25 protein-coding genes are annotated in these 25,336 nt (G+C 72.1%); 14 read left to right on the top strand and 11 right to left on the bottom strand.

Annotated elements, in window-relative coordinates; all coding sequences use genetic code 11:
* Positions 1–20: 20 nt before the first annotated feature.
* On the bottom strand, positions 21–722 hold the full coding sequence (locus ACZ56L_RS29195) for a phosphodiesterase (protein ID WP_471067347.1): 702 nt from the start codon (positions 720–722) through the stop codon (positions 21–23).
* On the bottom strand, positions 719–1,264 hold the full coding sequence (locus tag ACZ56L_RS29190) for a hypothetical protein (RefSeq protein WP_468686325.1): 546 nt from the start codon (positions 1,262–1,264) through the stop codon (positions 719–721). The genes ACZ56L_RS29195 and ACZ56L_RS29190 overlap by 4 nt, the downstream gene beginning before the upstream one ends.
* 121 nt (positions 1,265–1,385) lie before the next feature.
* On the opposite strand from ACZ56L_RS29190, the gene ACZ56L_RS29185 reads away from it, so the two are divergent.
* Positions 1,386–1,856: a DUF2243 domain-containing protein gene (locus ACZ56L_RS29185; RefSeq protein WP_468686324.1), complete on the top strand. Its 471-nt coding sequence runs from the start codon at positions 1,386–1,388 to the stop codon at positions 1,854–1,856.
* Positions 1,853–2,734, top strand: coding sequence for a cytochrome c oxidase assembly protein (locus ACZ56L_RS29180; protein ID WP_471067344.1), 882 nt, complete (start codon positions 1,853–1,855; stop codon positions 2,732–2,734). Before ACZ56L_RS29185 ends, ACZ56L_RS29180 begins: the two co-directional genes overlap by 4 nt.
* Before the next feature lie 62 nt (positions 2,735–2,796).
* On the opposite strand, the gene ACZ56L_RS29175 is transcribed toward ACZ56L_RS29180, so the two are convergent.
* Together ACZ56L_RS29175 and ACZ56L_RS29170 are read right to left on the bottom strand one after the other, a co-directional pair.
* The gene (locus ACZ56L_RS29175) at positions 2,797–3,336 is read right to left on the bottom strand and encodes a DUF5709 domain-containing protein (RefSeq protein ID WP_471067342.1); all 540 of its coding nucleotides are present in this window, start codon (positions 3,334–3,336) and stop codon (positions 2,797–2,799) included.
* The gene (locus tag ACZ56L_RS29170; RefSeq protein ID WP_468686321.1) at positions 3,333–3,896 is read right to left on the bottom strand and encodes a type 1 glutamine amidotransferase domain-containing protein; all 564 of its coding nucleotides are present in this window, start codon (positions 3,894–3,896) and stop codon (positions 3,333–3,335) included. Before ACZ56L_RS29170 ends, ACZ56L_RS29175 begins: the two co-directional genes overlap by 4 nt.
* A gap of 360 nt (positions 3,897–4,256) precedes the next feature.
* On the opposite strand from ACZ56L_RS29170, the gene ACZ56L_RS29165 reads away from it, so the two are divergent.
* The gene (locus tag ACZ56L_RS29165) at positions 4,257–5,639 is read left to right on the top strand and encodes a DUF2637 domain-containing protein (protein WP_471067340.1); all 1,383 of its coding nucleotides are present in this window, start codon (positions 4,257–4,259) and stop codon (positions 5,637–5,639) included.
* Here the strand turns inward: ACZ56L_RS29165 and ACZ56L_RS29160 are convergent.
* Entirely contained in the window at positions 5,636–5,857 is a 222-nt protein-coding gene (locus ACZ56L_RS29160) for a hypothetical protein (RefSeq protein WP_471067338.1), read from the bottom strand. The genes ACZ56L_RS29165 and ACZ56L_RS29160 overlap by 4 nt on opposite strands.
* A 154-nt stretch (positions 5,858–6,011) precedes the next feature.
* Complete coding sequence (gene lysS / locus ACZ56L_RS29155) at positions 6,012–7,748, bottom strand: lysine--tRNA ligase (protein WP_471067336.1); 1,737 nt, start codon at positions 7,746–7,748, stop codon at positions 6,012–6,014.
* Positions 7,749–7,912: 164 nt separating this feature from the next.
* Between lysS and argS the strand changes: the two genes are divergently transcribed.
* Complete coding sequence (gene argS, locus ACZ56L_RS29150) at positions 7,913–9,679, top strand: arginine--tRNA ligase (protein ID WP_471067334.1); 1,767 nt, start codon at positions 7,913–7,915, stop codon at positions 9,677–9,679.
* A gap of 76 nt (positions 9,680–9,755) precedes the next feature.
* Here the strand turns inward: argS and ACZ56L_RS29145 are convergent, their stop codons facing one another.
* Positions 9,756–11,267 (bottom strand): helix-turn-helix domain-containing protein, encoded by a 1,512-nt coding sequence (locus ACZ56L_RS29145; RefSeq protein ID WP_471067332.1) that lies wholly within the window; start codon positions 11,265–11,267, stop codon positions 9,756–9,758.
* A 208-nt stretch (positions 11,268–11,475) separates the two neighbouring features.
* Between ACZ56L_RS29145 and ACZ56L_RS29140 the strand changes: the two genes are divergently transcribed.
* The 5 genes from ACZ56L_RS29140 to ACZ56L_RS29120 all read left to right on the top strand — a co-directional run bounded on the left by ACZ56L_RS29140 (position 11,476) and on the right by ACZ56L_RS29120 (position 16,369).
* Positions 11,476–12,219, top strand: a complete 744-nt coding sequence (locus tag ACZ56L_RS29140; RefSeq protein ID WP_471067330.1) for a DUF4232 domain-containing protein — start codon at positions 11,476–11,478, stop codon at positions 12,217–12,219.
* Positions 12,220–12,647: 428 nt separating this feature from the next.
* Complete coding sequence (locus ACZ56L_RS29135; protein WP_345229093.1) at positions 12,648–12,833, top strand: hypothetical protein; 186 nt, start codon at positions 12,648–12,650, stop codon at positions 12,831–12,833.
* A gap of 96 nt (positions 12,834–12,929) precedes the next feature.
* Positions 12,930–13,901 (top strand): ribonucleotide-diphosphate reductase subunit beta, encoded by a 972-nt coding sequence (locus ACZ56L_RS29130; protein WP_471067328.1) that lies wholly within the window; start codon positions 12,930–12,932, stop codon positions 13,899–13,901.
* Between the two features lie 51 nt (positions 13,902–13,952).
* On the top strand, positions 13,953–15,302 hold the full coding sequence (locus tag ACZ56L_RS29125) for an MFS transporter (protein WP_471067326.1): 1,350 nt from the start codon (positions 13,953–13,955) through the stop codon (positions 15,300–15,302).
* Positions 15,299–16,369 carry a hypothetical protein gene (locus ACZ56L_RS29120; RefSeq protein ID WP_471067324.1) on the top strand — a complete coding sequence of 357 codons (1,071 nt, stop codon included), beginning with the start codon at positions 15,299–15,301 and terminating at the stop codon, positions 16,367–16,369. The genes ACZ56L_RS29125 and ACZ56L_RS29120 overlap by 4 nt, the downstream gene beginning before the upstream one ends.
* Positions 16,370–16,386: 17 nt before the next feature.
* Here ACZ56L_RS29120 and ACZ56L_RS29115 read toward each other — a convergent pair whose 3' ends face one another.
* Positions 16,387–17,376: a helix-turn-helix transcriptional regulator gene (locus tag ACZ56L_RS29115; protein WP_345229097.1), complete on the bottom strand. Its 990-nt coding sequence runs from the start codon at positions 17,374–17,376 to the stop codon at positions 16,387–16,389.
* A gap of 74 nt (positions 17,377–17,450) precedes the next feature.
* Here ACZ56L_RS29115 and ACZ56L_RS29110 point away from each other — a divergent pair, with 74 nt between their 5' ends.
* The 3 genes from ACZ56L_RS29110 to ACZ56L_RS29100 all read left to right on the top strand — a co-directional run bounded on the left by ACZ56L_RS29110 (position 17,451) and on the right by ACZ56L_RS29100 (position 18,988).
* Entirely contained in the window at positions 17,451–17,750 is a 300-nt protein-coding gene (locus ACZ56L_RS29110; RefSeq protein WP_471067322.1) for a hypothetical protein, read from the top strand.
* Positions 17,751–17,876: 126 nt separating this feature from the next.
* Positions 17,877–18,041, top strand: a complete 165-nt coding sequence (locus ACZ56L_RS29105; RefSeq protein WP_345229099.1) for a hypothetical protein — start codon at positions 17,877–17,879, stop codon at positions 18,039–18,041.
* 119 nt (positions 18,042–18,160) lie between these two features.
* Positions 18,161–18,988: a helix-turn-helix transcriptional regulator gene (locus ACZ56L_RS29100; RefSeq protein WP_446697200.1), complete on the top strand. Its 828-nt coding sequence runs from the start codon at positions 18,161–18,163 to the stop codon at positions 18,986–18,988.
* Between the two features lie 10 nt (positions 18,989–18,998).
* Here the strand turns inward: ACZ56L_RS29100 and ACZ56L_RS29095 are convergent, their stop codons facing one another.
* From ACZ56L_RS29095 to ACZ56L_RS29085, 3 genes are read right to left on the bottom strand one after another with little or no spacing between them, the layout of a single operon-like run.
* Positions 18,999–19,940 carry a GNAT family N-acetyltransferase gene (locus tag ACZ56L_RS29095; RefSeq protein ID WP_345229101.1) on the bottom strand — a complete coding sequence of 314 codons (942 nt, stop codon included), beginning with the start codon at positions 19,938–19,940 and terminating at the stop codon, positions 18,999–19,001.
* Positions 19,937–20,938, bottom strand: coding sequence for a UDP-glucuronic acid decarboxylase family protein (locus tag ACZ56L_RS29090; protein ID WP_345229102.1), 1,002 nt, complete (start codon positions 20,936–20,938; stop codon positions 19,937–19,939). Before ACZ56L_RS29090 ends, ACZ56L_RS29095 begins: the two co-directional genes overlap by 4 nt.
* Positions 20,935–23,196 (bottom strand): HAD-IIIC family phosphatase, encoded by a 2,262-nt coding sequence (locus ACZ56L_RS29085; RefSeq protein ID WP_471067318.1) that lies wholly within the window; start codon positions 23,194–23,196, stop codon positions 20,935–20,937. Before ACZ56L_RS29085 ends, ACZ56L_RS29090 begins: the two co-directional genes overlap by 4 nt.
* A gap of 189 nt (positions 23,197–23,385) precedes the next feature.
* On the opposite strand from ACZ56L_RS29085, the gene ACZ56L_RS29080 reads away from it, so the two are divergent.
* Positions 23,386–24,645 (top strand): aldehyde dehydrogenase family protein, encoded by a 1,260-nt coding sequence (locus tag ACZ56L_RS29080; protein WP_345229105.1) that lies wholly within the window; start codon positions 23,386–23,388, stop codon positions 24,643–24,645.
* Between the two features lie 83 nt (positions 24,646–24,728).
* A complete protein-coding gene (locus tag ACZ56L_RS29075; protein ID WP_471067316.1) occupies positions 24,729–25,304 on the top strand; it encodes a hypothetical protein in 576 nt (191 codons plus the stop codon).
* Positions 25,305–25,336 lie beyond the last annotated feature (32 nt).

The raw sequence follows: 25,336 nt of genomic DNA, 5'->3' as shown, positions 1-25,336 counted from the left end.
TGAGCGCCCCTTCCCGCAGCTCAGGCCGGGGGCTGTGCGCCCCGGCCCGCTCTCGATCCGGCGTAGGCGGCGGTGCGCAGCGCCCGCAGGCGCTCCCCCGGGCCGAAGCCGGGCAGCGCGTTCAGGTACGGGTCGTACGCCTGGTCCTGCGGCCGGTCGTCGGGGGCGGTCCCGTCCAGGGTCAGCCGGGCCAGCGGGCGCCAGGCCGTGCCCGCCCCGAAGCAGAGCACGAACTCGACGGTCCGCCGGGCGAGGACGTCGGCCACCGCGCCGGGCTCGGCGGGCACCGGCGGCGCTCCGGGCGCCGGGAACGCGGCCACGACCCCACGCTGCCCGCCGAGCTCGTACGACAGCAGCGTGCTGTACGGGCCCGCCGTGGCCGACGTGCGGGGCAGGGGCACGTGGCGCGTCCACCGGCCCCGGCCGCTGCCGGTGAGCAGCAGGTCCAGCGGGCGGCCCGGCCCGCCGGCGTCCCGCACGCGCAGCGCGAGCCCCGTTCCGTCCGGCAGCGGGCGCGGCAGCCCGGCCGCCCGGGACCAGCGCGCGGTCACCTCGTAGGAGCCCGGCGCGTCCAGCCACGGCACGCCCCAGGAGGGACCGCGGCCGGAAACCGCGACGCGGCCCGAGAGCAGCACCCCGCTGGGGTGCAGGGCGGGCCTGAGGCCCCGGCGGCGGGCGACGGTCCGCGCCGTACGGAAGGCGGCGCGCTCCAGTGCGGTCATCCGGCGGCCTTCCGCCCGTGGGCCTCCTCGCGCGGCAGAGGCCCCACGCCGCTGTGGCGGCCGGGGCGCAGCGCGGCGTGGCGCTGCCCGGGGCCGGGGCCGCCGCGTGCGGCGAGGGCGTCGGCGACGACGCCGGTCACGAAGGCGTAGACGCTCTTGTGCAGCAGGTCGACGGCGAGTTCCCGGCGGGGCCAGGTGGTCGGCGGGGCGCCCACACCGGTCGCGTTCTCCAGGATCTGGTCGTTGGTCAGGCGCACCACGGCGAACTTCGCGGAGGCCGCGGGGCCGCGCAGGCCCGACTGGGCCATGACCGAGCGCAGGACGCCCAGCAGGGCGGCCTGGCCGAAGTGCATGGCCCAGTTGACGGGCAGCGGCTGCTTCCCGGGGTGTTCGGGCAGGCCGGTGAGGCGCTGGAGGACCCGGGCGGGCACGTACGAGTCGGGCCGGCCGGTGACGGCCTGTTCGGCCTTCTCACCGAGGGTCATCGCGAGTCCTCCCACGGTTCCGGCGATCATTCCCTGCCACAGTGCACGCTTGATCATGCCCCGGCGGGTACCCGGTAGCGGCGTGTTGAGTCCTGGGCCTGCGCCCCCGGTCCGCCCTCCCCGTCCCGGGACGGGGTCCTTCGTCCGCGCCGCGCGTTCCCGTCAGGAAGGCAGTCCGATGAGCACCCCGTTCCTCCCGCAGTCGTCATCCCCCGCACGCAGGTCCCTGCTGGTGGGGGCGGTGATCGGGACGGGGGTGATGGCGGCGGTCGACGAGATCGTCTTCCACCAGCTCCTCGGCTGGCACCACTTCTACGACCGCTCCACCCCCGGCGTCGGCCTGCTGTCCGACGGTCTGCTGCACACCGCCGAACTGCTGGCGCTGGTCACCGGGTTCTTCCTGTACGCCGACCTGCGCCGCCGCCGCGCCCTGCACCCGGCGTCCTGCCTGGCCGGGTTCGTCCTCGGGCTGGGGGCCTTCCAGCTCTTCGACGGGATCGTGGACCACAAGCTGCTGCGCCTGCACCAGATCCGTTACGGCGTCGACGTCACCCCGTACGACTGGGCGTGGAACGCCGCCGGTGCGGTGCTGCTGCTGACCGGCACGGCCCTGGCCGTACGGGCGGGCCGGCGCGGACCGGCGTCGTGAACCCCGGGCACGGCCACGCCGGGCAGCTCCCACTGGCGGTCGCCCTGCTGCTCGCCGGGGCGGGGGTGCTCGCGTACCTGCTGGCGTCGGCCCGGCTGCGGCGGCGCGGGGACGCCTGGCCCCGGGTGCGGGACGCGTCGTTCGCCGCCGGGAGCGGGGCGGTGGCCTGGGCCGCGGCCGGGGGCCCGCCGGGCGGGCCGTTCACCGCGCACATGGCCCAGCACCTGGCCGTCGGCATGGTGGCTCCGCTGCTGCTGGTCCTGGCCCGCCCCCTGACGCTGGCCCTGCGCGTCCTGCCGCCCGGCGCGGCGCGCCGGGGGCTGCTGTCCGTACTGCACTCGCGTTTCGTGGGCGTGCCGGTCTTCCCGCCGGTCGCGGCCCTGCTGGACCTGGGCGGGCTGTGGCTGCTGTACCGCACGGGGCTGTTCGCCGCCGCGAGCCACCGGCCGTGGCTGCACGCCCTGCTGTACGCCCACGTGCTGGCGGCGGGGGTGCTGTTCACGGCGGCCGTCTGCCAGCTCGATCCGGTGCGCCGCCGGTGGCACCCGGTGCTGCGCGGGGTGACGCTGCTGGCGGCGGGCACCGCGCACGCCGTACTGGCCAAGACCCTGTACGCAGCGCCGCCGCCCGGCACCGCGTTCGCCCCGGCCGATCTGCACGCGGGCGCGCAGCTCATGTACTACGGGGGCGACGCGGTGGAGGCGGCGCTGGCCGTCGTGGTGGCCGCGTCCTGGTACGCGGCCGCGGGCCGCCGGGTGAGGGCGGGGGCCCGGCGCGCGGAGGCGGGGGGCCCGTCCGCCGGGGCGCTCACGCCGGCCGGGGGTCCGGGCCGTCCGAGGGCGTCCGGGTCCGCGTCCGCTCGCAGCGCCGCGCGCTGAGCCGGGAGGCCGAGGGCCCGGTGCCGTGCGGGACCGGGCGCCCGGCGGGGCGGTCGGGGCGCTCAGCGCTCCGAGCCGGGTTCCCCGGTGGTGTCCGCGTCGAGATCCGCGGGGGCGTCCACGGGAGGCAGGTCCGCCTCGTCGACCACGTGGACGGCGGCTTCCTCGGCCCCGGCGGCGCCGCCGTCGATGCCCGCGTCGGAGGCGACGAGGTCCTTGGTCACGTCCGGGTGGGCCCCTTCGTCCGGGGCGACCAGCCGCCCTGCCCGGTCGGCGCCCGTCTCCGGGTCGAGCGGTTCGCCCTCGCCGCCGGGCAGGTCGCCGATGCCGTCCCGGCCCTCGTCGGCCGGGCGCTCGCCCACGTCCGGCACCTCCTGGCTCAGCCGCTCGTCGAGGGACTCGCCCTCGTGCTGCTCGGCGGCGGTGGTGCCGGTCTTGTTCACGCCGAGGGGCTTCTCGGGGGGCGAGTACCCTTCGTCGAGCATGTCGTCGTACGTCCGCTCGCCGATCGCGTCCTGGAGGTCCAGCGGGGCCGCGTCCTCCTGCTCCTCGTTGCCGCCGTCGGGCTGGTAGACGTCGTCCCCGCGTGCCGTGTCGCTCATGCCCGGCCCTTCCCGTCCTCGTCGGCGCTCTTGCCGAACTCGCCGACCAGGGTTTCGCAGAACGCCTTGAGGTCGTCCGGCTTGCGGCTGGTGATCAGCGTGTTGGGGCCGCCGGTGCAGACCTTGACCTGCTCGTCCACCCAGGTGCCGCCCGCGTTGGTGATGTCGGTGCGCAGGCTGGGCCAGGAGGTGAGCGTGCGGCCGCGCAGCACGTCGGCCTCGATCAGGGACCACGGGGCGTGGCAGATGGCGGCGACCGGCTTGCCCGCGTCGAAGAACGCCTTCACGAAGGCGACGGCCTTCTCGTCCATCCGCAGCGCGTCGGGGTTGGCGACGCCGCCCGGCAGCACGAGTCCGTCGAAATCCTCCGCCTTCGCGTCCCCGACCACCTGGTCCACCGGGAAGGTGTCGCCCTTGTCGAGGTGGTGGAAGGCCTGCACCTCGCCCTGCTCGGTCGAGACGAGGACGGGGGTGCCGCCGGCGGCGCCCACCGCCGCCCAGGGCTCGGTCAGCTCGATCTGCTCGATGCCTTCGGTGGCCACGAGGAATGCGATGCGCATGGAGACTCCTTGTCCTTCACCGACGGGCGCGGGGGCCGCCCGCCTCTTAGAACGAACGTTTAACCGATTTGCACCCAAAGATGCGTGTTGACGCGGACGGGTTCGCGGAGCCGGAGGACCGCGCCGGCTCCGCGGCGGGACCAGGGCCGCCCCCGCACGGACGGCCGCCGACGCCGCCGTTCCCCGTCTCCGACACCGTGCCCAGCAGCCACAACTTGACTACAGATGAGCCCGAATAAGCGACTTTTGCCCGTACTTGCCCCTCCCTGAGGCTGCTGTGCCCCGGGGGCGTGTGCCAGGCTGTGGCCGCCAGGCACGGAAGGTACAGACCTCGCGGGAACGCACGGAAGGGGTTCGCAGGTGGCGGCGATGCAGCTGACACGCACGCACCGAATACTGATCGGTGTGGTGGTCGCCGGCGCGGTGATCATCGCGGGGATCGGTTTCGCCGGTTCGTACGCGGCGGTGCGCGAGCTCGCCGAGGAGAAGGGCTTCGGGAACTTCTCCCTGGTCTTCCCGATCGGGATCGACGCGGGCATCTGCGTGCTGCTCGCGCTGGACCTGCTGCTGACCTGGATGCGGATTCCGTTCCCGCTGCTGCGGCAGACCGCGTGGCTGCTGACGGCGGCGACGATCGCGTTCAACGGCGCGGCGTCGTGGCCGGACCCGCTGGGCGTCGGCATGCACGCGGTCATTCCGGTGCTGTTCGTGGTGTCGGTCGAGGCGGCCCGCCACGCGGTGGGCCGGATCGCGGACATCACCGCCGACAAGCACATGGAGGGCGTGCGGCTGACGCGCTGGCTGCTGTCGCCGTTGCCGACGTTCCGGCTGTGGCGGCGGATGAAGCTGTGGGAGCTGCGGAGTTACGAGCAGGTCATCAAGCTGGAGCAGGACCGGCTGATCTACCAGGCCCGCCTCCAGGCCCGGTTCGGGCGCTCCTGGAAGCGCAAGGCGCCGGTCGAGTCGCTGATGCCGCTGCGCCTGGCGAAGTACGGCGTCCCGCTGTCGGACACGGGCCCGGCGGGCCTGGCCGCGGCGGGCATCGAGCCGGTGCTGCTGCCGCCGGCCCCGGAGACGGCGGCCCAGACGCAGACCCCGGCGCTGCCCGCGGCGCGGGAGGCACGGAGCGAACCCGGCCCGATAGCCGAGGGGGACCGGGTGCGGCTGACGAAGGACGGGACTGACGTACGGGAGGACCCCACCGGCACCGGTCCCGCCCCGACGGCCGCCGCCCGGGCCGTCCCCGACCCGGCCGCCCCGACCGACCAGGCCGACCAGGCCGACCGGACCGCCCCGGCCGGCGAAACCGCCCCGGCCTCCCCCGCCCCCGATGAGCAGCCGCCGACCCACCCGAGCCCGTGGTTCGCGGCGCCGGTGCCCGCGCAGCAGGAGCACTACGCGGGTGAGTACGACCCCGCGGGAGCGACACCGGTGACGGTGCCCGCCGGACCGGGCCGCAGCCGGCCGCTCGGCGGGTACGACCCGGACTACGACGCCGAGTTCGGGCCGGACTTCGCGGCGAACGGCCCCGGCGCCGAGGAGGACTTCGTCCTGGACGACGACGCGTACTACGCGGCCTTCCGCAAGTGCGCGATCGAGAACGGGGCGTTCCCGACGCCGCTGCAGTTCGGCTCGTACCTCTTCGACCTGTACGGGCAGGAGCTGCCGGTCGAGGACCTGGAGATGTACGCGAAGCGGTACGTGGAGCAGTACCAGCTCGAACTGGACGAGCACACGCCCTAGGCGCGGTACCGGGCGGCCTTCTGCTTCTTGCGGGCGAGGTCGGCGGCGACGCCGAGGGGGATGCCGACGAGCGCCATCGCGAGGTAGAGGGCGCTGGGCGGGTTGAACCAGAGGTGCAGCAGGCCCCAGTCCCTGTCGAACCAGGTGCGGCCGATGAAGCCGAGTGCGCCTTGGATGCCGACGACCCAGCCGATGATGGCGAGCAGTTCGTTCTTCATGGGTCCAGCGTCGGCGGCGGGGACGGCCCGCGTCATCCTGCCCGGGGTGGAAACCCCGCGCCCGCCCTCCCCCGAAAGATGCAGCACACGCCCCGCCCTTCCCCGTTGGGCGGGGCGCCCCCCTTGGGGGACGGCCCCTCCCGCTCCCGGCGAGCTACGCCCCCAGCAGCTTCCGCACCCGCTCCGCCCCCACCGCCAGCAGCAGCGTGGGCAGCCGCGGCCCGGTGTCCCGCCCCACCAGCAACTGGTACAGCAGCGCGAAGAAGGTCCGCTGCGCCACCTTCAGCTCCGGCGTCGGCTTGGCGTCCGCCGCCAGCCCCGCCTGGATCTTCGGCACGCCGTAGACGAGCGTGGTCAGCCCGTCCAGCGACCAGTGCGAGTCCAGGCCCTCGACCAGCAGCCGCAGCGACTCCCGGTCCGCGTCGCCCAGCGCGCCCAGCGCGACCGTGTCCGGCTCGTCCCGCACCAGCGTCCGCTGGTCGGCGGGCACGTAGGCGGTGATCCACGACTCCGCCCGGTCCAGGCGCGGCCGCACCTCGTCCAGCGAGGCGATCGGGTCGGACGGGTCCAGCTCGCTCAGGATGCGCAGCGTCTGGTCCTGTGCCCCGGCCGTGATGTCCGCGACGGAGGCCAGCGTCCGGTACGGCAGCGGGCGCGGCGTGCGCGGCAGCTCACCGGCGGCCGTCCCGACCGCCCGGGAGTACGCGGCCGCGTCCGCCGGCAGCACGGAACCGTCCGCCACCTTCAGCGACAGCTTGTCCCACTCGTCGTACAGCCGCTGGATCTCCTGGTCGAAGGCGATCTTGAAGGACTGGTTCGGCCTGCGGCGCGCGTACAGCCAGCGCAGCAGCGGCGCCTCCATGATCTTCAGCGCGTCGCCGGGCGTGGGCACGCCGCCCTTGGAGGACGACATCTTGGCCATGCCCGAGATGCCGACGAAGGCGTACATCGGGCCGATCGGCTGCACGCCGTCGAAGACCTCGCGCACGATCTGCCCGCCGACCACGAAGGACGACCCCGGCGACGAGTGGTCGACGCCGCTGGGCTCGAAGATCACGCCCTCGTACGCCCACCGCATCGGCCAGTCGACCTTCCAGACCAGCTTGCCGCGGTTGAACTCCTTCAGGAAGACGGTCTCGGTGAAGCCGCACACGCAGGTGTACGTCAGCTCGGTCGACGCGTCGTCGTAGGAGGTGACGGTGGTCAGGTCGCGCTCGCACCGCCCGCAGTAGGGCTTGTACGGGTAGTAGGCGGAACCGCTCGTTCCGTCGTCCTCGCTCGCCGCACCCGACCCCTCGGCCGCCTCCAGCTCGGCCTCGTCCACCGGCTTCTGGGACTTCTTGGCGGCCGCCGGGTCCTTCTTCGTGCGGTAGCGGTCCAGCACGGCGTCGATGTCGGCGCGGTGCTTCATCGCGTGCAGGACCTGCTCGCGGTAGGTGCCCGCGGTGTACTGCTCGGTCTGGCTGATGCCGTCGAACTCCACGCCCAGCTCGGCCAGGGCCGCCACCATGGGCGCCTTGAAGTGCTCGGCCCAGTTCGGGTACGAGGAGCCGGCCGGGGCGGGGACCGAGGTCAGGGGCTTGCCGATGTGCTCGGCCCAGGACTCGTCGATGCCCGGGACGCCGTTGGGGACCTTGCGGTACCGGTCGTAGTCGTCCCAGGAGATGAGGTGGCGGACCGCGTGCCCGCGGCGGCGGATCTCGTCGGCGACCAGGTGCGGGGTCATGACCTCGCGGAGGTTGCCCAGGTGGATCGGACCGGAGGGGGACAGGCCGGAGGCGACGACGACCGGTTTGCCAGGCGCACGTCGCTCCGACTCGGCGATGACATCGTCCGCGAAACGGGAGACCCAGTCGGTCTCGGGGGTGCTGCTCTGGGACACGGTCGGCACGTCCTTGGTTCCCCGGAGGTTCTCCGGATTGAGTGAGGGCTGGCGGGGCCATTCTCCCAGACGGGCAGACGGCGGCCTCACGAATAAGGTTGCGCGGGCCGCCCGGGGCCTGCGTGAAATACTCGGAGCACACACCACGCACTCACCAACAGGAACGGCACCCCATGGCCTCGGTCCCCTCGCTCGCTTCGACCGTCAACCAGCGGCTCGCGGACGCGCTCTCGGCAGCCCTGCCGGACGCCGCCCCGGCCGACCCGCTGCTGCGCCGAAGCGACCGGGCCGACTTCCAGGCCAACGGCATCCTGGCCCTCGCCAAGAAGGCGAAGGCGAACCCGCGGGAGCTGGCGACGCAGGTCGTCGAGAAGCTCGCCACGGGGGACGTGCTGAAGGACATCGAGGTCTCGGGCCCCGGCTTCCTGAACATCACGGTCTCCGACCGGGCGATCATCGAGACGCTGGCCGCGCGGGCCGCCGACGCGCGCCTGGGCGTTCCGTACCACGAGAACGCCGGTACGACGGTCGTCGACTACGCCCAGCCGAACGTCGCCAAGGAGATGCACGTCGGCCACCTCCGCTCCGCCGTGATCGGCGCCGCGATGGTCGAGATCCTGGAGTTCACCGGCGAGAAGGTCGTCAGGCGCCACCACATCGGCGACTGGGGCACCCAGTTCGGCATGCTCATCCAGTACCTGGTGGAGCACCCGGGGGCCCTGGACCACCAGGGGGCCGACGGCGAAGAGGCGATGTCCGCCCTGAACCGGATCTACAAGGCCGCGCGGGTCCTGTTCGACTCCGACGAGGAGTTCAAGACGCGGGCCCGGGACCGGGTCGTACAGCTCCAGGCGGGCGACGAGGAGTCGCGCGCGCTGTGGCAGCGGTTCGTCGACGAGTCCAAGATCTACTTCTACTCGGTCTTCAACAAGCTCGACATGGACATCGCCGACGCGGACGTGGTCGGCGAGTCGGGCTACAACGACATGCTCGAAGAGACCTGCCGGATCCTGGAGGACTCGGGCGTCGCGGTCCGTTCCGAGGGGGCGCTCTGCGTCTTCTTCGACGACGTGAAGGGCCCGGACGGCAACCCGACCCCGCTGATCGTGAAGAAGTCGAACGGCGGCTACGGCTACGCGGCCACCGACCTCTCCGCGATCCGCAACCGGGTGGGCGACCTGAAGGCGAACACCCTGCTGTACGTCGTGGACGTGCGCCAGTCGCTGCACTTCAGGATGGTCTTCGAGACGGCGCGGCGGGCGGGCTGGCTGACGGACGACGTCACGGCCCACCAGCTGGGCTTCGGCACGGTGCTCGGCAAGGACGGCAAGCCGTTCAAGACCCGTGAGGGCGAGACCGTACGGCTGGTGGACCTCCTGGACGAGGCGATCGAGCGGGCGACGGCGGTCGTGCGGGAGAAGAACAACGAGAAGGTCGGCCTGACCGAGGCGGAGATCGTCGAGAACGGCGCGCAGATCGGCATCGGCGCGGTGAAGTACGCGGACCTCTCGACCTCCGCCGCCCGCGACTACAAGTTCGACCTGGACCAGATGGTGTCGCTGAACGGCGACACGTCGGTGTACTCGCAGTACGCGTACGCCCGGTCGAAGTCGATCAGCCGCAACGCGGCGGGCGCGGTCGTGCCGCAGGCGCACCCGGAGCTCGGACTCGCCCCGGCGGAGCGGGCGCTGGGCCTGCACCTGGACCAGTTCGGCGAGACGGTGGCCGATGCGGCGACCGCGTACGAGCCGCACAAGCTGGCCGCGTACATCTACCAGCTCTCGTCGCTGTTCACGACGTTCTACGACCAGTGCCCGATCCTCAAGGAGGACGTCCCGGCGGACGTGGCGGCCAACCGCCTCTTCCTCTCGGAGCTGACGGCGGCGACCCTGCACCGGGGCCTGGCGCTGCTGGGCATCCGCACCCCCGAGCGGCTCTGACCTTCCGCACACGCACACGGGAACGGCCCCGACGGAGACGCTCTCCGCCGGGGCCGTTCCCGTGCGCGCGGGACCCTCAGCCCTCCTGCGGGCCGCCGCCCTCGTCGAGCGGCTTCTCCCAGGCGGAGGACCCCAGCGGGTGCACGTACTCCGGCCGGCCCGCCGACCCGCTCGTACGGAACGGCTTCCCGTGGCTGTCGATCCGCTGCACCCCGTGCCGGTCACCGCTGGACCACTCCAGCTCCAGGTACCAACTGACGTCGTGCGTGCGGGCCTTCGCCTTCACGTAGAAGACCTCGGGGTCCGTCTCGCTGATCTTGTACGGGAAGTCCCGCTGACCGGCGTGCGGGACGGTGACCGGCCGCCCCGCGTCGAGGTCCACGGCGAACGACTTGGTGTCGACGTTGCCGCCGCAGCCGACCCCGGCCGCGTACCGGTTCCAGGGCAGCGGCGCCCCGCTGCGCACGACCCGCACGTGCAGAGCCTCCAGCACGACGGTCTCCTTCGTCCGCCCCTGAAGGGTGAGCGCGACGAGCTGTTCGTCCGCCGACACGGCCTTGAACGACGCGGCCCAGCCGGGTGCGTCCTGCTCGCTCGGCGGCGGGGAGACCTGCTCGGGCGGGCTGTCCACGAGGAAGAACTGGCTGCACGGGCTCTCGTACACGAAGGGCCGCACGGTGGCCGAGAAGGGGACGCCCGCACCGCTGCTCCCCTGTCCCTCCCGCTTTTCCTTGTCGCCGCCGACGCTCCCCTTCCGGCCGGGACCGCCGCCGGGCCCGGTGCTCGCCGGGGCCGGGGGCGGGGGCGGGGTGACGGTGGCGGGCGGGGACGTGACCGGCCCGCCACCGTCGGCGCCCGCGCCCGCGGTCGGCCCGGCGGGCGTACGGGCGCTCACCGGACGCCCGCCGGGGGCATCGTCGTGCCCCGGCCCGCCGCCAGTGAACTGGGTGACGAGCACGGTGGAAGCGGCGACCGCGAGGACGGCCGCCGCCGCGAGGAGGGTGTTGCGACGCCGCGTGGGCGTCCTGCCGGGCACGTCGGCGACGGAGGAGACGAGGGGCGCGGGGTCGGACACCGCCGGGGAGGAACGTGCCCGCCCGGACCCGTCGGGCGCGGCAGGTGCGGCAGGTGCGGCAGGCGGCGCAGTGGGTGCGGTGGACGGCGCGGACTCCTCGGAAGCGAGGCCGGGAGCGGACTCCTCGGAAGCACGGGCGGAAGCGAACTCCTCAGAAGCGCGGCCGGGCTCGCGCACCCCCGGAGCCGCCTCCTCCGGAACACGGACCGGACCAGCTCCCCCCGATCCCGGCCCCGCCCCCGCCCCGGACCCCGCCCTCCGCCCCCGCGTCGCATCCGCCAGGATCCACAGCCGGTGCACCCGCACCATCTCGTCCGGCGTCGCCCTGCACACCCGCGCCAGCCGCTCCACGGGAGCGAACTCCGTCGGCACGGCGTCCCCGTTGCAGTACCGGTGAAGCGTCGACGTACTCATGTGCAGCCGCTTGGCCAGCGCCCCGTAACTGAGGCCCGAACGATCCTTCAGTTCTCGCAGCGCGAGCGCGAATTCGGCCGCTCCCTCGGTCTCGGGCACCGCTCCCCATCCCATCCCGGCGTTCCAGGCACACCGCATCACCGCAGGTCAAAGCCGGTACGAGCGTTCCACCGTCCCCAACTGCCCGTCAGCTCTGGCCGCTGGGACGCCCCCTCGTACAAGCTCTGGGCATCAAAGCACGCCGCCCCCGGCAACGGGTCGAGCGGCCCGCTTCCTCCCGCTCGCCCCGCACAGAAACGAGACCGTCATGTCCGCACGCACCGCCCGCCGCACCCGCCTCCTGGCCGCCGCCTCGATCGCCCTCGCGGCCTCCCTCTCCCTGACGGCCTGCGAGAGCGGCGAAGGCACCAAGGACGCCGGCGCACCCCGCGCCTCCGCACCCGCCCGGCCCGTCGGCACCCCGTCCACCACCGACGGCACGTCCACCGGAGCCTCCAGCACGGGCACCGCCTCCAGCGGCACCCGGCACGCCCCCTCCGGCAGCACCGGCAAGAGCACCACGGGCAGCACCGGCGGCAAGAACAGCGCCGCCGGCAACGGCGACTCCGACCCGCACGCCCCCGCGAACCGCGCCCGCTGCGACGCCTCGAACATCAAGGTGACCGCCCAGGTGGTGGACCGCCCCCTCAACACGATGATCCTCACGGCCACCAACACCGGCTCGAAGCTCTGCGACCTCTTCTACGCCCCGGTGGTCCGCTTCGAGGGCGCGCAGTCCGTGCCCCCGTCGATGAAGGACACCCAGCCGCAGGCGATCGTCGGCCTCAAGCCGGGCCGCAGCGGTTACGCCGCCGTGAAGCTCTCCTCCCCCACAGGCACCCCGGACCCCGGCCACACGGCGAAGTCCCTGTCCATCGGCTTCTACGACAAGGACCACCGCAACCTCGACGCCTTCGCCCCGGTCCGCCTCCCCGCGAAGGGCGTCTACGTCGACAGCAGCATCCGGGTCTCCTTCTGGCAGTCCGACCTGGACGACGTCAGCAGCCTCTGAACCCTCTCCCCCACCTGCATCCACCCGCACCCATGGAACCCCTGGAACCCACCGGACCCACGGGACCGGCCCCGGCGGACAAGAAGTCCGCCGGGGCCACCCCTTTCGTCCGGGGCCTCTCAGGTGCAGCGCCTTCCCCTTCCGGGCGCGGGCGCGATGAACACGTCCAGGAAGGACTTGTCGTCCCGGGGCAGGGTGACGATCCGTGACTCGCTCCCGACGCCCGTCCCGCTGACAAGGCCTCCCGGTGGGCCTGATCGCTTCGGGCCCGGGGCCCCTTCCGGACCGCGCGAAACAGCAGTTTGAGAGATGCCGCGCGTCGTACGCGATGACAGCATTCAGACATCGGAACTCGGAAAACCGCACAGCGGCCCACCGGGAGCCGGTTATTCATTGCTCTTTATCAACCACTGGAAAGGGGTGCTGGCATGGCCACCGCACTCAGCACGGACATTCAGCAGCGCATCGTCTCCGAGACCGGTGCCGCCGCACCGAGCACCGACGACGCCGTCGCGTTCGAGGCCTGGGCCGAGGGACTCAAGGGCACCAATGAAGGCCTCTTCGAGGCGGTCGCCTCGGAGATCGAGGAGCTCATCATGGGCAAGGCCGCCTGACTCTCCGTATGTCAGCCGATCACCCGTCGCCCTGCCTCGCGGCACGGGCGGCGGGCGGTGGGCGGCACTGTCCCGATCCCCAGGGAAGGAGACGGCATGCGGTGGTCGACACTGCTGTTCGACAACTCTGATCTTGACCAGCTGTCCCGGCTCGACGCGGAGGACCTGCTGCGCGGCGCCTCCGACACCCTGGAGCGCCGGTTCGACTCGCGGGAGCTGTACCGCAGGTGGGAACGGCAGCAGTGGTCCGCGTCCGACATCGACCTCGAACGGGACCGTCAGCACTGGGACGTACTGCTCAGCAAACGCACCAAGGAAAGGCTGACATATTTCATCCAGAGTTTCCTCGTGGGTGAATACACCGGCCTTGATCTCATTACGCCGATCCTCGCAGCCTGTCCGGACGAGGATTCCCTCGTCTATCTCGGCACCCAGGCCGCAGACGAATCCCGGCACACCGTTTTCGTCAGCCGCCTCTCCGAAGAACTACTCGGAATGTCCGCGAGCACGCGCGAGCAGCTCATCGCGTCCTGGGCCCGGCTCAGTCCGGCACACCGCGCGGTGCACGACACGGAGAACGAGATCCTGCGGGACCTCTACCGTTCGCCCCGCGACTACGCGACCTGGTTGCGCGCCGTCGCCTTCTTCCATCTGATCACCGAGGGCGTGCTCGCCCTGCACGGGCAGCGTGGGCTGGTCCGCAGCCTGCAGCGCGTCCCACTGCTCCCCGGCACCCGGGCCGGATTCACCGCCATGACGCGCGACGAGTCCCGGCACGTCAGCTTTGGGCTGCACGCGCTGCGCCACGGCGTGAAGGAAGGGTTCGCCGAACCCATCCATGAGGTCATCGAGTCCGGCATGCCGCTGGCGTCGGTCGTCGGCATCGCGCCCGGCCGGACCCCCGGTCAGGCAGCGGCGTCCGCGCGCGCCGCCCAGGAGCTCCTGCAGACGATCTCCGTACGGATGCGCCAGCTCGACATGCCGCACGACTTCACCACGCACGTCCTCGGAAAGTGCAGGGCGGCCCAGGCCGCGGTGCTGAACGCACCGTTCACGGCCGCCGCGTAGGACAGCGTGCCCGGCCCCGCCCACCACGAAGAACGTCACGAAGGACACCGCATGGCAGAGGTAGACGTAGCTCCCGACGGGCAGCACGAAGCCGTCCGCGACGGCGGCGCGAGCGCCGGTTCCGGAAAGGGCCGGACCACCCGGAGCGGTTTCGCGGGAGTTCTGCGGACCCCGGGCGCGCTGCGCCTGATCGGCTCCCTGTTCGTCCTGGAGCTCGGCTCGGCCATGACGACGGTGGGCCTTCCGCTGCTCGTGATGCAGCGATACGGGCTGGGCATCGAAGCCGGCGCGACCCTGGCCGTGCGGTTCCTGCCCAATATCCTCCTCGGACCGCTCGCGGGCCAGGTGGTCGACCGTCACGACCCACGCAAGGTCGCCCTGCTGGCCGCCCTGGGCAGCGGAGCCGTCGCACTGCTCTTCCCGCTTGCCGGGGCGTTGTGGCAGATCCAACTCCTGGCTCTGGTCATAGGGTTCGGCTACATGTTCAGCTTCCCCGCGACCATGGCGCTGCGCCCCCGGGTCATTCCCGAAGGCAGCGAGCTGGAGGGCAACGGCCTCATCGTGTCGGCCGAGCGCATCCCCAAGCTGCTCGGCCCTGCCCTGGCCGGTGTCATCACGGCGGGACTCGGCCTGAACTGGCTGTTCTGCGTGGAAGCGGCCACCGCCGTCGTCGCCGCTCTGCTCCTGGTCCGCAGCCTGCCCGGCGCCTCCATGGCCGCCCCCGCGTCCTCGAAGCCCGCCGTCCGTGTCAACTGGGTACTCTCGTGGGCGCGTTCTCTGGGGCGGGGGGCGACCGAGCTGGTGCGCATGGTGCGCGGCGACTCCCGGCTGGCCTCGCTGACCATCACGGCGTTCACGTACATGGTCGCCCTGGGGCTCGGACGCACCTTCTTGGCCTCGTACGCGCTGGAGGACTTCGCCGGTGTCCCCGGGATGTTCGGGTACCTCCTCGCCGCGATGGGTCTGGGAGGCGCCGTCGGGGCGGTGGCGGCGGCCCGGTTCCGGAACTGGAACCAGGGCATCGTCTACATCCTCGGCAACGCGCTCGAAGGCGTGTGCTGGGCCGCCCTGTGCCTCACCGGTGACGTGGCGGTCGCCGTGGTGCTGCTGTTCGTGGCCGGAGTGTTCGAGTCCGTGGCCTCGGTGGTGTACTTCGCCGAGGTGCAGAAGCGCCTGCCGGTGGGTCTCACCGGGCGCTACTACGCCACCCTGGTGCCCCTGTCTGACGTGTTCCTCGTGGGCGGCGTGACCCTCGGCGGCGCGGCCGTGGTGCTCGGGGTGACCTGGAGTGCCGTGCTCGTCGGGCTGGCCATGGCCGTGCCCGTACTCGTCCTCGCCGTGCAACTCGCTTCCGGGCCCCGCGACGAGGACCTCGCCCCGCCGGCCGGCGCCGCCCGGTGAGCGCCGCCGCCCTGGCCGGTCAGGAACCGTTCCCCTTCCTCGGGCCGGAGCTGGACGCGGTGGAGGGCCTCCCCCACGCCCGGCTGTCGTGCTGGCTCCACTGCCTGCGCGACGCCCTGTACGCCACCGGCCGCCCGGAGACCGTACGAGAACTCGCCCAGGCCCTGAACTTCGTCGTGGAGCGCGACGCGGACGGGAGTGTGCTCACCCTGTACGGCGGCATCGACACCGACTACCACGCACCGGTCTTCCAGCGCGGCCTCATGGCTTCCTGGGTCACGACGCCGCTCGACGGGGACGCCGCCCTCGACCGGATCGCCGCGGAACTCGACCGCGGTCACGCCGTCCCCGTCTCCCCGGACCTGTCGGGCATGTGGCATTCGGAGTTCTACCGGGTGCCCTTCGTCGGCTACCCCCACACCTTCCTCGTCCACCGGCTCGACGGTGACACGGCGTGGATCGCGGACCGCAACGACCACCGGCGCGCCGCTTTCACGGACCACCGGGGCACCATGCCCGTCGAGGAGCTGCGGCGGGGAATGGCGGGAGCGGCCCTGCTCGTCTGGGAGCCGTCCGCCCCCGTACGGGAGGGGCCGCGGAAACTGGACGGCTGGGACGCCGAATTGGCCTCCCTGCTGGCACGCTCCGTACGCCAGATGCGGGAGCCGACCCAACAGGAGGCCGGGCTCGCGGGCCTCCAGGCCCTCCCTGGGGTCATCGAGGAGCTGGCGGACAGGCCACGCATGCTGCGACAGCGCGTGTCGGGCCCTCTGCAACGACAGGTCGCGGGCGATCGCCGCCTGCTGGCCGCAGTGCTCGACCGGGAGGCGGCGCGGGCGGATTCGTCGTACGCGGCCGACCGGGACCGCGAACTGGCGCGTCTCCTGCGGGATTCATCCGACGGGATCATGGCCCTCGCACGCACCGTCCACCTGCACAGCAGGTCCTGGTCCCACCAGGCTCTCGCCCAGTGCCGACAGCACGTCGCACGCGTCCACGCGCGGGACGAACAGGCCACGGACCTCATGGCCGCCCGCGCGGACGCCTCCCGGGGGCAGCGCGGGTGACCTCGCAGAAGGCCCGCTCAGAGCAGTCCCGCCTCGACAGCCCGTTGTCCCAGTTGGAAGCGGCTCTGGGCATTGAGGTGCTCGGAGACCCTGGTGAGCATCCGGCGTTCGGTCCGCAGGGAGACGCCCAGCTTGCGGGCGACGGCCTCATCGGTGTGCCCCTGGGCCAGCAACCGCAGCAGCTCGCGCTCCTGCGCCGAGACGCCGTCGGCGACCCCCGAGGCGGAGGACAGGGAGGCGGCGGCCGTCCAGACCATGTCGAAGAGGGCGCACAGGATCGACACGACCGAAGGTTCCTCGATCAGCAGCGCCCCCTGTGCGGAGTCCTCCAGGTGCAGCGGCACCAGCGCCGCCTCGCGGTCGACGATCTGCATCCGGAAGGGCAGATACGGAACGGTGCGCGTCTCTCCCCCGTTGTCGTCCAGCCACCGCGCATGCCGCAGGGTGTCCGCGTCGTTGCGGATGCTGTCGAGATACACGGTCTTCACGGAGACCGACCGCGCCAGGAGTTCTCTCAGCAGTGGGGTGCTCGACGACCTGTTGTCCGAGGTCTGCGGGCCGCCCGGGGCGAAGGACAGCGACTCCCGCTCGGTTCTGGCCGCGAGCTCCTCCAGACGCATCCGGACGGCGGACAGGCTGTGCAGCCGCTCCATCCCCATGCCTCGCGCCTCGGCGTACTCGGCGACGTAGTCGTCGATCAGCGACGACATCTTCAGCCGGGTCTCTTCCAGTTCCTGCTGCTGGCGGGCGATCTCCGCCTGTCTCCTGGCCAGGAGTGCCTGGAATCCCAGGCGCGGGCTCACCGGGCGCACGGCGTCCGACGGACCCGCCGTGTCCCAGGACGCCTGGATCAGCGCGGAGTCGGCCAACCGGTCCAAGGACCTCCGTACTTCGGCCTCCGACAGTCCGAGCCGGGCGCACAGGCCCGAAACGTCTATGCCGGGACACCGGATCATCTCCCGGTAGACGGCGTCGGTGGCGTCGCCCACCTCCCACGTGTACAGCACGTTCCCCCCTTGCACTGTCCCTCTCCGCGCCGGTTCCGGACCGGGCCGGAAACCTGCCCCGCGGGAGGGATTCGATGATTCTCGTCTCCGCCGTGTGGATCTTCACGCCCCCGCCCCGTCCCCCCGCCGAGGACGAGCTGCGATCACTGCTGCTGCGGCAGGACCAGCGGTGCTCCGGCCGGCTGGAGCACGTACGGGTGCACCTCGCCCGCGGCAGCGCCCGCGCGGTCCTGTTCCTGCGGGCGGGCGACGAGGCCTCCGCCCGGTCCTACGCGCACACGCTGTGGGCGGGCGTCCAACACGGCGGCCATCCCATGAGCGCCTGGAACATGGCCGATTGCTCTCCTCTGCGGCTCGCGCCGCCTCGGACATAAACGTGTCAGTGACAGTTTGTGTCACCGAGGACGCCTGGTTTCCCCCTCGGGGCTGATCGAAGATATTCGCACCGGCAGGGAATGGGGCCGGTGATTCCAATCAGCAAATGACTCCGGGGGAGATCCATGAAGCGCGCCAAACTACTCATGACCGGTCTTGTTGCGGCCTGCATCCTCCCGCTGCTGTCTTTCGCGGGCGGCACGGAAACGCACGCGCCGACCCATGTCGAATCGGCACGCGTGGAACCGTCGAGCGTCACTATCACCCCCTCGGACTTCGGCTGGCAATGATGTGGATCACTCACATCGGGACCGCACAGCACTGCCGAGGTCCTGCCGGTTCAGCCCAACGAGGGGGAGCGGTGCCCAGCACAGCCAGCACGAACGCCGTCCGCCGGGTGATACGCGACATGCGCGCCGACACCGGACGGGAGTGGACCGTCGACGAGATGGCCGCCGCGGCAATGTTCAGCAAGTTCCATTTCACCCGGCTCTTCCGTGACAGCACGGGGCTTTCCCCGGGCCGGTTCCTGTCCGCTCTGCGGTTGCAGGAGGCCAAGCGCCTGCTGCGCACCACGGGATTCAGCGTCGCGGAGATCAGCGCCCAGGTGGGGTACAGCAGCGTGGGAACATTCAGCACCCGCTTCAAGGAGTGCGTGGGACTCCCGCCGAGCGAGTTCCGCTCGACCGGTGGATTCGCCTCGTACACCTACGGAGACGTTGGCGCCCTCTCCTCCCCACGGCATTCCGCGAAACGGAATTCCGACCGACGGGTGGACTTCCGGCATTCCGCCGCGCGGGATCCGGTGGTGCACGGCCGCGTGCTGCCGCCCGCCCCGGACCACACCGTCGGCACGGCGGCCGCCGACGCGCTCGGCCCCTGCGTCGTGGGGCTCTTCCCGGCGCCGACGCACCAGGGGCTTCCCGTGCGGCGGATCGTCCTGGACCGGCCGGGTCCCTTCACCTTCACCGACGTGCCCGCCGGCTCGTGGTACGTCCTGGGCCACTCGTTGCCCGGCGCGGCGTGCCGTGTGCCCGTGGCGGACCCGGGCACGCCCGCGTACGTGGGCGGTTACGGGCCGGTCACCCCGGGCGGTACCGCCCTGCTGCCGGCCGTCGTCACACTGCGGCCGTCCGACGAGCTGGACCCCCCGGTGCTGACGGCGCCACCCGGGCCGGGCACGTACGGACGGGGCACCCACACAGAGATGTCTGCGGCCCTGCCCTGGGCCAACTGAACTCCGCCGGCTACGCGGGGCCCCGTGCGAAGCGGAGCACCGCCAGCTCGCGCGTCACCGCGAGCACACCGCACAGGGCCTTCTGCTCCACCGGGTCGGCCCCGGCCACGGCCAGCGTGGCGCGTCGGCAGCCCAGTCCGCGGAGCGCGTCCACCGCGGACAGCACCAGAGCGAGGCCCACGCCCTGGCCCCGGGCGGAGGGTGCGACGGCGGTGTCCAGGAACTGGGCACCGCCGTCCTGCGTGCGTACGAGAACGTATCCGACCGGCTGACCGGCCACTTCCAGGACCTGTGCGACGGCCGCGCCCCGTGCCGCCGCCACGCGTACCGCCTCGACGCGACGGCGGAAGGGTTCGTAGTCCGCCGTCTTGAACGCCCCGCCCCGGTTCCGCAGGTGCAGCGTGTGCAGCGCGGGCAGGTCGGCGGCGGCGAGCGGACGCACGAGACCGTTCCTGGGCAGCCGGACCGGTATCGGCTCCGCGGTCAGGTCCACGTCCCACGTGTACCTGCTGGCCCGGCGGTGGAAGCCCGCCCGCGCGAGGGCGTTGACGGCCGCTTCGTCCCCCTCGAACACTCCGCCGAGCGTCACGGCGAGCGGGGCACCCCGCTCGGCTTCGAGCTGCGCGATCCGCTCCTGCAGCTCGGCCAGCAGGCAATCGGCGGCGTCCTCGGCGTACCGCCCCGGCAGGACCGTCAGAGCGCAGTCGAGCGTGCTGCCGCCTCGCACGGTCAGGCCCGCCCAGGCGACGGCTTCGCCGTCGGGGTCGGTCAGGCACCAGCTGTTGTGGCGCGCGTCGTACCCAGGGTGGCCGGTCTCCGACTCCACCGCTTCGAGTGTGCAGCGGGACTCGCCGGTCAGCTGTTCCTCGTAGGAGCGCACGAGTCGTACCAGTGCCTCCGCAGGAACGTCCGCGGTGGGCCGCAGGGTGAGGTGGGAAGGGGTCACGGTCATCGGGCTGCCGCCATTTCGTGTCGGAGCCGGTACGGCTCGGGAGGGGACAGGCGTGCCGCCGGGGGGACCGGGTCCGTCAGGCGGAACCAGGCGACGGTCCTGCGCAGCCCCTCCGCCAGCTCCGTACGGGGACTCCAGCCGAGTTCGGCGGTCGCCCGCGCGATGTCGGGACGTCGCACCTGGGGGTCGTCCTCGGGGCGCGGAACGAACGACAGCGGGCTCGTCGATTCGCAGATCTCCTTCACCACGAGGGCGAGTCGCCGCATCGACACCTCGTGCGGGTTGCCGAGGTTCACCGGTCCGGGGTGGCTCTGCTCCAGGGCCGTGACGAGGCCCTCCACGAGGTCGTCGACGTAACACAGCGAGCGGGTCTGTCCGCCGTCGCCGGTGACCGTCATCGGGTCACCGGCGAGCGCCTGGGTGATGAAGGCGGGCACGGCCCGGCCGTCGTCGCGGCGCATCCTCGGCCCGTACGTGTTGAAAATCCGGACGATGGTGGTGGCCACGCCGTACGTCCGGCGGTACGCCATCGTGGCCGCCTCGCCGAAGCGCTTGGCCTCGTCGTAGACGGAGCGGGGGCCGATGGGGTTGACGTTCCCCCAGTACCCCTCGGGCTGCGGGTGGACCTCGGGGTCTCCGTAGACCTCGGACGTGGAGGAGATCAGGAAGCGCGCACCCTTGGCACGAGCGAGTTCGAGTGCGTTCAGGGTGCCCAGGGAGCCCACCTTCAACGTTTCCACGGGAAGGCGCAGGTAGTCGGCGGGCGAAGCCGGTGAAGCGAGGTGGAAGAGCGCGTCGATCTCCCCGTCCACCTCAAGGGCCTCGGACACGTCTTGCTCGATGAGGTGGAAGCGGGGACCGCGCAGCAGACGGGCTACGTTCTCCCGTCGGCCGGTGGCGAAGTTGTCCACGCACACCACGTCGTGACCGAGCGTCACGAGCCGCTCGCACAGGTGGGAGCCGACGAATCCTGCCCCGCCGGTGACAACTGCTCTCATGCCAGTTCCTCTTCTGCTACGGGTGGTTGGGACGGGCTGTGCCGGACGGCGACCGCGACGGCCGTGCCACGCGCGGCACGCAGCCGCCGCGGGTCGGCGAGTACGTAGTGGCGCATGGTCCGGGGGGCCGATTCGGGATCGGTATCGGTGTCGGGACCGGGGTCGGGGTCGAACCCCGCGTCGGGGTACAGGTCCTGCGCCGGAGTGTTCCGCGCGGTCACGACGACGCGGGCGCGTGTTCCGGCAGGGGACGTGCCCACCGCGGCGTCGTCGAGGGCCGCGGCCAGGAACGGCACGGCCACGTCGAGTCCGATGACCCGGCAGCTGAGGGCGAACGCGTCGATGACCAGTGCGCCGGAGACCTCGCGGCCTTCGGGGGCAGCACCGGGAGCACCGCCGCTCCCGACGCCCTCGATCAGGCACGCGCCGACCAGACCGTAGTCCGTGAACCGGTCGGACACCCGCGCCGTGTACAGCCGGGCGCCCGGCCTGGCGACGCGTCGCGCCAGCTCCTGGGATGTGGTGCGCCACGAGGTCGTCGTGAATTGGTTCGTTCTGTTGAACAGTTCCGTCACGCGGTCCAAGTCCGTCCCGGACCCCGCGTCGGCCGTCACGCTCAGGCTGATCCCCAGGGACGACAGGAACTCCTCGCGGTCCACGCCCGCCGCGAGTTCGTCGCGCGCCAGCATGGCCCGGGTCGTGCCCGCGCGCCGCCGCGCCGATTCCGTGGGTGCGCGCACTTCGAGCGCGGGGTCCGTCAGCAGCCGCTCCCGGAAGGCGTGCACGGGCGCGTCCACCACCCGTACGGACGGCAGGGCGTTGGCCACTTCCGCGCGTTCGACCGGATGGTCGTCCAGGAACATCACCTGGCCCGGGTCGAAGCCGAGACGCGCGCAGATCTCCGCGACGTTGGCCGACTTGGGACGCCAGTTGATGCGGTGCAGCACGAAGTCGTCGGGGCTCAGGAGCTGTCTGCTTCCTGCTGCGCGCCACATGTCCAGCGTGGCCTTCTCGTCGCCCTTGCTGCACGTGGCCAGGAGGATTCCGCGCGACTTGAGCACCGACAGGGCCTGGTGCAGCCCGAGGTGCACCCACCGGCTGGTGGCGTCCGTGTCGAGCCATCCGAACCCGTCGTCCGCCGCGATGCCCGGCCACAGCGTGTTGTCGAGGTCCACGACCACGCACTTGACGATGTTCTCGCCCCGGTGGACGGCGTGCAGGGCCAGGTACTCGTCCGCCAGCGCCTGCCCGAGGGCGGGCAGTTGGTGCACCTTGTCGCACTCGGGGTCCAGCGAGCCCCCGTGGTGCCCGAAGGGGTAGTACAGGTCGTCGAAGAGCGCGGGGGCGCCGTGCATCCGTACGAGCCGCTCCTCGTCCACGACCGCCAGGTGGGAGTGGCGCCGCACGCAGTGGTCGACGTGGGCGTTCAGCTCGGCGGTGAGCCGCCGCATGCCGTACTCCTCGGCGAAGTCGAACCGGCCGAAGGGCGACAGGGCGGGTGGCCCGAAGTTGTGCACGAGGCCGGGACGGCCGTCCAGCGCGTGGGCAAGCGCGGATATGTTCACCGACAGGGCACTCTTCATCAGGCCGAGCAGCCTCGCGCGTTCCTGCGCGTCGACGAGGTGCGCCTGGTCCCACAGTGCGGTGAGGAAGGGCTGGACACCGGCCTGGTACACCGTCAGTCCGGGGTCGACACGTGCGATGGTGCGTGCCGCCCGGGCGGCGGTCCCCGGCCACTCGTGCACGGTCCGTACGTCCTTGCCGTACGCGAGGCCGCGTTCGACGAGCGGCTCCTCGGCGAACTGCGTGACGCAGCCACCGAGGAGCAGCACCGTGAGCGGGGCGAGGCCGCCTCCCTCCCCATGCGCCGTGTGCAGACCCCCGGCGCTCAGCCGGGGGGCGTTGCCGTAGCGCGTCGTCGGCCATGTCGAGGCGTCGCGGGGGCGGGGTGCGCCGGGCCCGGGGGGCCGGATCTCCTCACGGATCTGCCGTGCCTCGTCGAAGCCCACGGGGACCACATGACCGCGCTCTCGCAACGAGGCGAACAAAGCCCGTCCCGTCACCGCTCCGTCGTACGCGCCGTAGAAGGCCTCAGGCGTGAAGGAGGCGTGCCGCAAACGGCGCACCGGGCCGGCCAGTTCCTCGTCGAGCACGATGCGCTGCATGAGCGGACCGTGCGCCAGCAGGATTCCCCGGCCGACCTCGACCAGGGAAATGAATTCGCTGAACCGGAATTCCAGGGTTTCCGAGTGTTCCACGCGATTCACGCTACTCGTCGCCCCTCCTTCCGCCATCTCCGAGAGTGCCCTGTTCCGGACTGCCGGGAACACTCGGCGTTTCGGAAGGTTCTCTTCGTCAACAGGGCACGTCAGAAGATGCGTTCGCCGCCGCACTTGTTGGAAAGTCGGTGAAAGGCCCATTCGCCGGGCAGAGGGAAGGCAACTCGGATGTTCAGTGGAGTCATCGACCGGAAGCCGGTCACGACCTCGACAGGCAGTGCTCCTGCGGCGGCCGAAGAGACCGTCGCGGCGCTGTCGCGCGTACTGTTGCGCAGGCAGGAAGAGCTGTTGTCCGTGCTGACCCGGGTGGCCACCCACCAGGCGGCACAGGACGAGTTCTTCCGGTCCTTGCGGGTGCTGGCGGGCGCGCCGTGGGAGCTGTCGCGCACCGTGCCCGGTCGCCTCGGCAGGCTGGCCACGTTCCTGCCGTCCAACAACCTTCTGTACTCCTACGTCCTGTTCGGTGTCGTCCCCTCGCTGTACACGGACCGCGTCCTGATCAGGCCGTCGGCCCGGGTCTCGGAGACCGCGATGGCGGTGCACGACATCCTGGGCCCGATGGTCCGCGAGTGGGGCGGGAACCTGGACATGCGCCGGGTGTCCCAGCGCGAGTTCCTCGACGACTGCGCGCTGTCGGATGCCGTGGTGTTCACGGGACAGCCCGACAACGCGGAGCACGTGGCACGGCGGCTGCCCCGGGAGTCCCTGCTGCTGTCCTTCGGGTCGGGCCCCAACCCCGTGGTGGTGGGTCCCGACAGCGATCCGGACACGGTGTGCCGGACCGTGCTCGACGCCCGGCTGTACAACTCGGGCCAGGACTGCCTCTCCACGGACATCGTTTTCCTCCACCGGTCCGTCGCGCGCGAGGTCACGGCGCGGCTCGCCGATGCCCTGCGCGCGGTCGAGGTCGGCGACCGGCGAGACCCCGCCACCAGGGTCTCCTCCCTGGTCTATCCGGACGCGGTGGCCGGTGCTGACCGCTTCCTCACCGAGAACCGGGAACTCGTCGTCGTTGGCGGCGGCACCGACGTCGAACGGAACATCGTCGAGCCGACTCTTCTCCACATGCCATGGAACGCCCGCTTCCATCCCCCGGAATTCTTCTCGCCCGTGCTGCTGACAATGGAATACGACGATCCCGCGCAGATCGTGGAATGGCTGAACACACCGATGGAGCGGGAACGTGGAATGTATGTGTCGAATTTCGGTGAGCCCGGCCTCGCCGGTCCCCGCATAGGTACCAGCACGGTGTGCGAGAACCAGATCACCTTTGACGTGGAGGACGGAAACCGCCCCTTCGGCGGCTACGGCCCCCGAGCCGGAAACGTACGGCGGTTCGGTGAGATCCAGGGACGCCCGCTCCTGCTGTCCGCCGAGGCCGCCCGCGCCGGTGGCGGCCCCGTGGCCACCGCCCGGCCCCGCCCGTGACCGTCGTCCTGGCTCCGTTGGCGGTCCATGGCGGCCCGCAAGGCGCCGGCCGTCCGCCCACCGCCGCGATGTCCCGTCGCCTGGTGGCGGATCCGGATGCCATGGAGGCGGTGCACCGGGCTCTGGCGGAGCACACCGAGGCGGACGAGTACCGCTCGGGGCGGCCGGGCCCCCCGGTGGTCCTGGAGGTCTTCGCGTACTGCCGCTTCGCGGCCCGCCAGTTCGTCGAGCGCTGCGACGACGCGGTACGGCGGCTGCGCCCCGCCGACTCCGTCGCGCTCGAACCCGTAGCCCTGCTCCAGCAGTTCACCGTGCGGACCGGCTGGACGGGTCCCTGCTACGCGACAAGCGCACCCGCGGCCGGCGGGGCCACCGCCCTCGGCCTGGGCCTGGGCCTGGTGGAGTCGGGCCGGGCCGCTTCGGCGTACGTGTGCGAGGTCCTGCGGGACGACGAGACCGGTGCCTTCTGGGCACTGGCCACCCGGCTGCGGCCACACCCCGTCGGCACGGACGAACTCGTGGACGCCTCCCCGGAGGCACCCGCCGGGGTGCCGCCCGACGTGTGGGCCCGCAGCGCCCTCGCAGGGGCGCGTCGCGAACAGCGGTCGGCCCGGGCCGACCGGCCCGAACGCCTCTCTGCCGCCCCACCGCTCCGCTGACACCCCTCCCCCTTGGCTCTCCCCCGACAGGT

Source organism: Streptomyces sp. NPDC039736 (genome assembly GCF_055596485.1).
The sequence above is the reverse complement of the archived record's forward strand: the minus strand, read 5'-3'. Positions and strand labels throughout refer to the sequence as shown.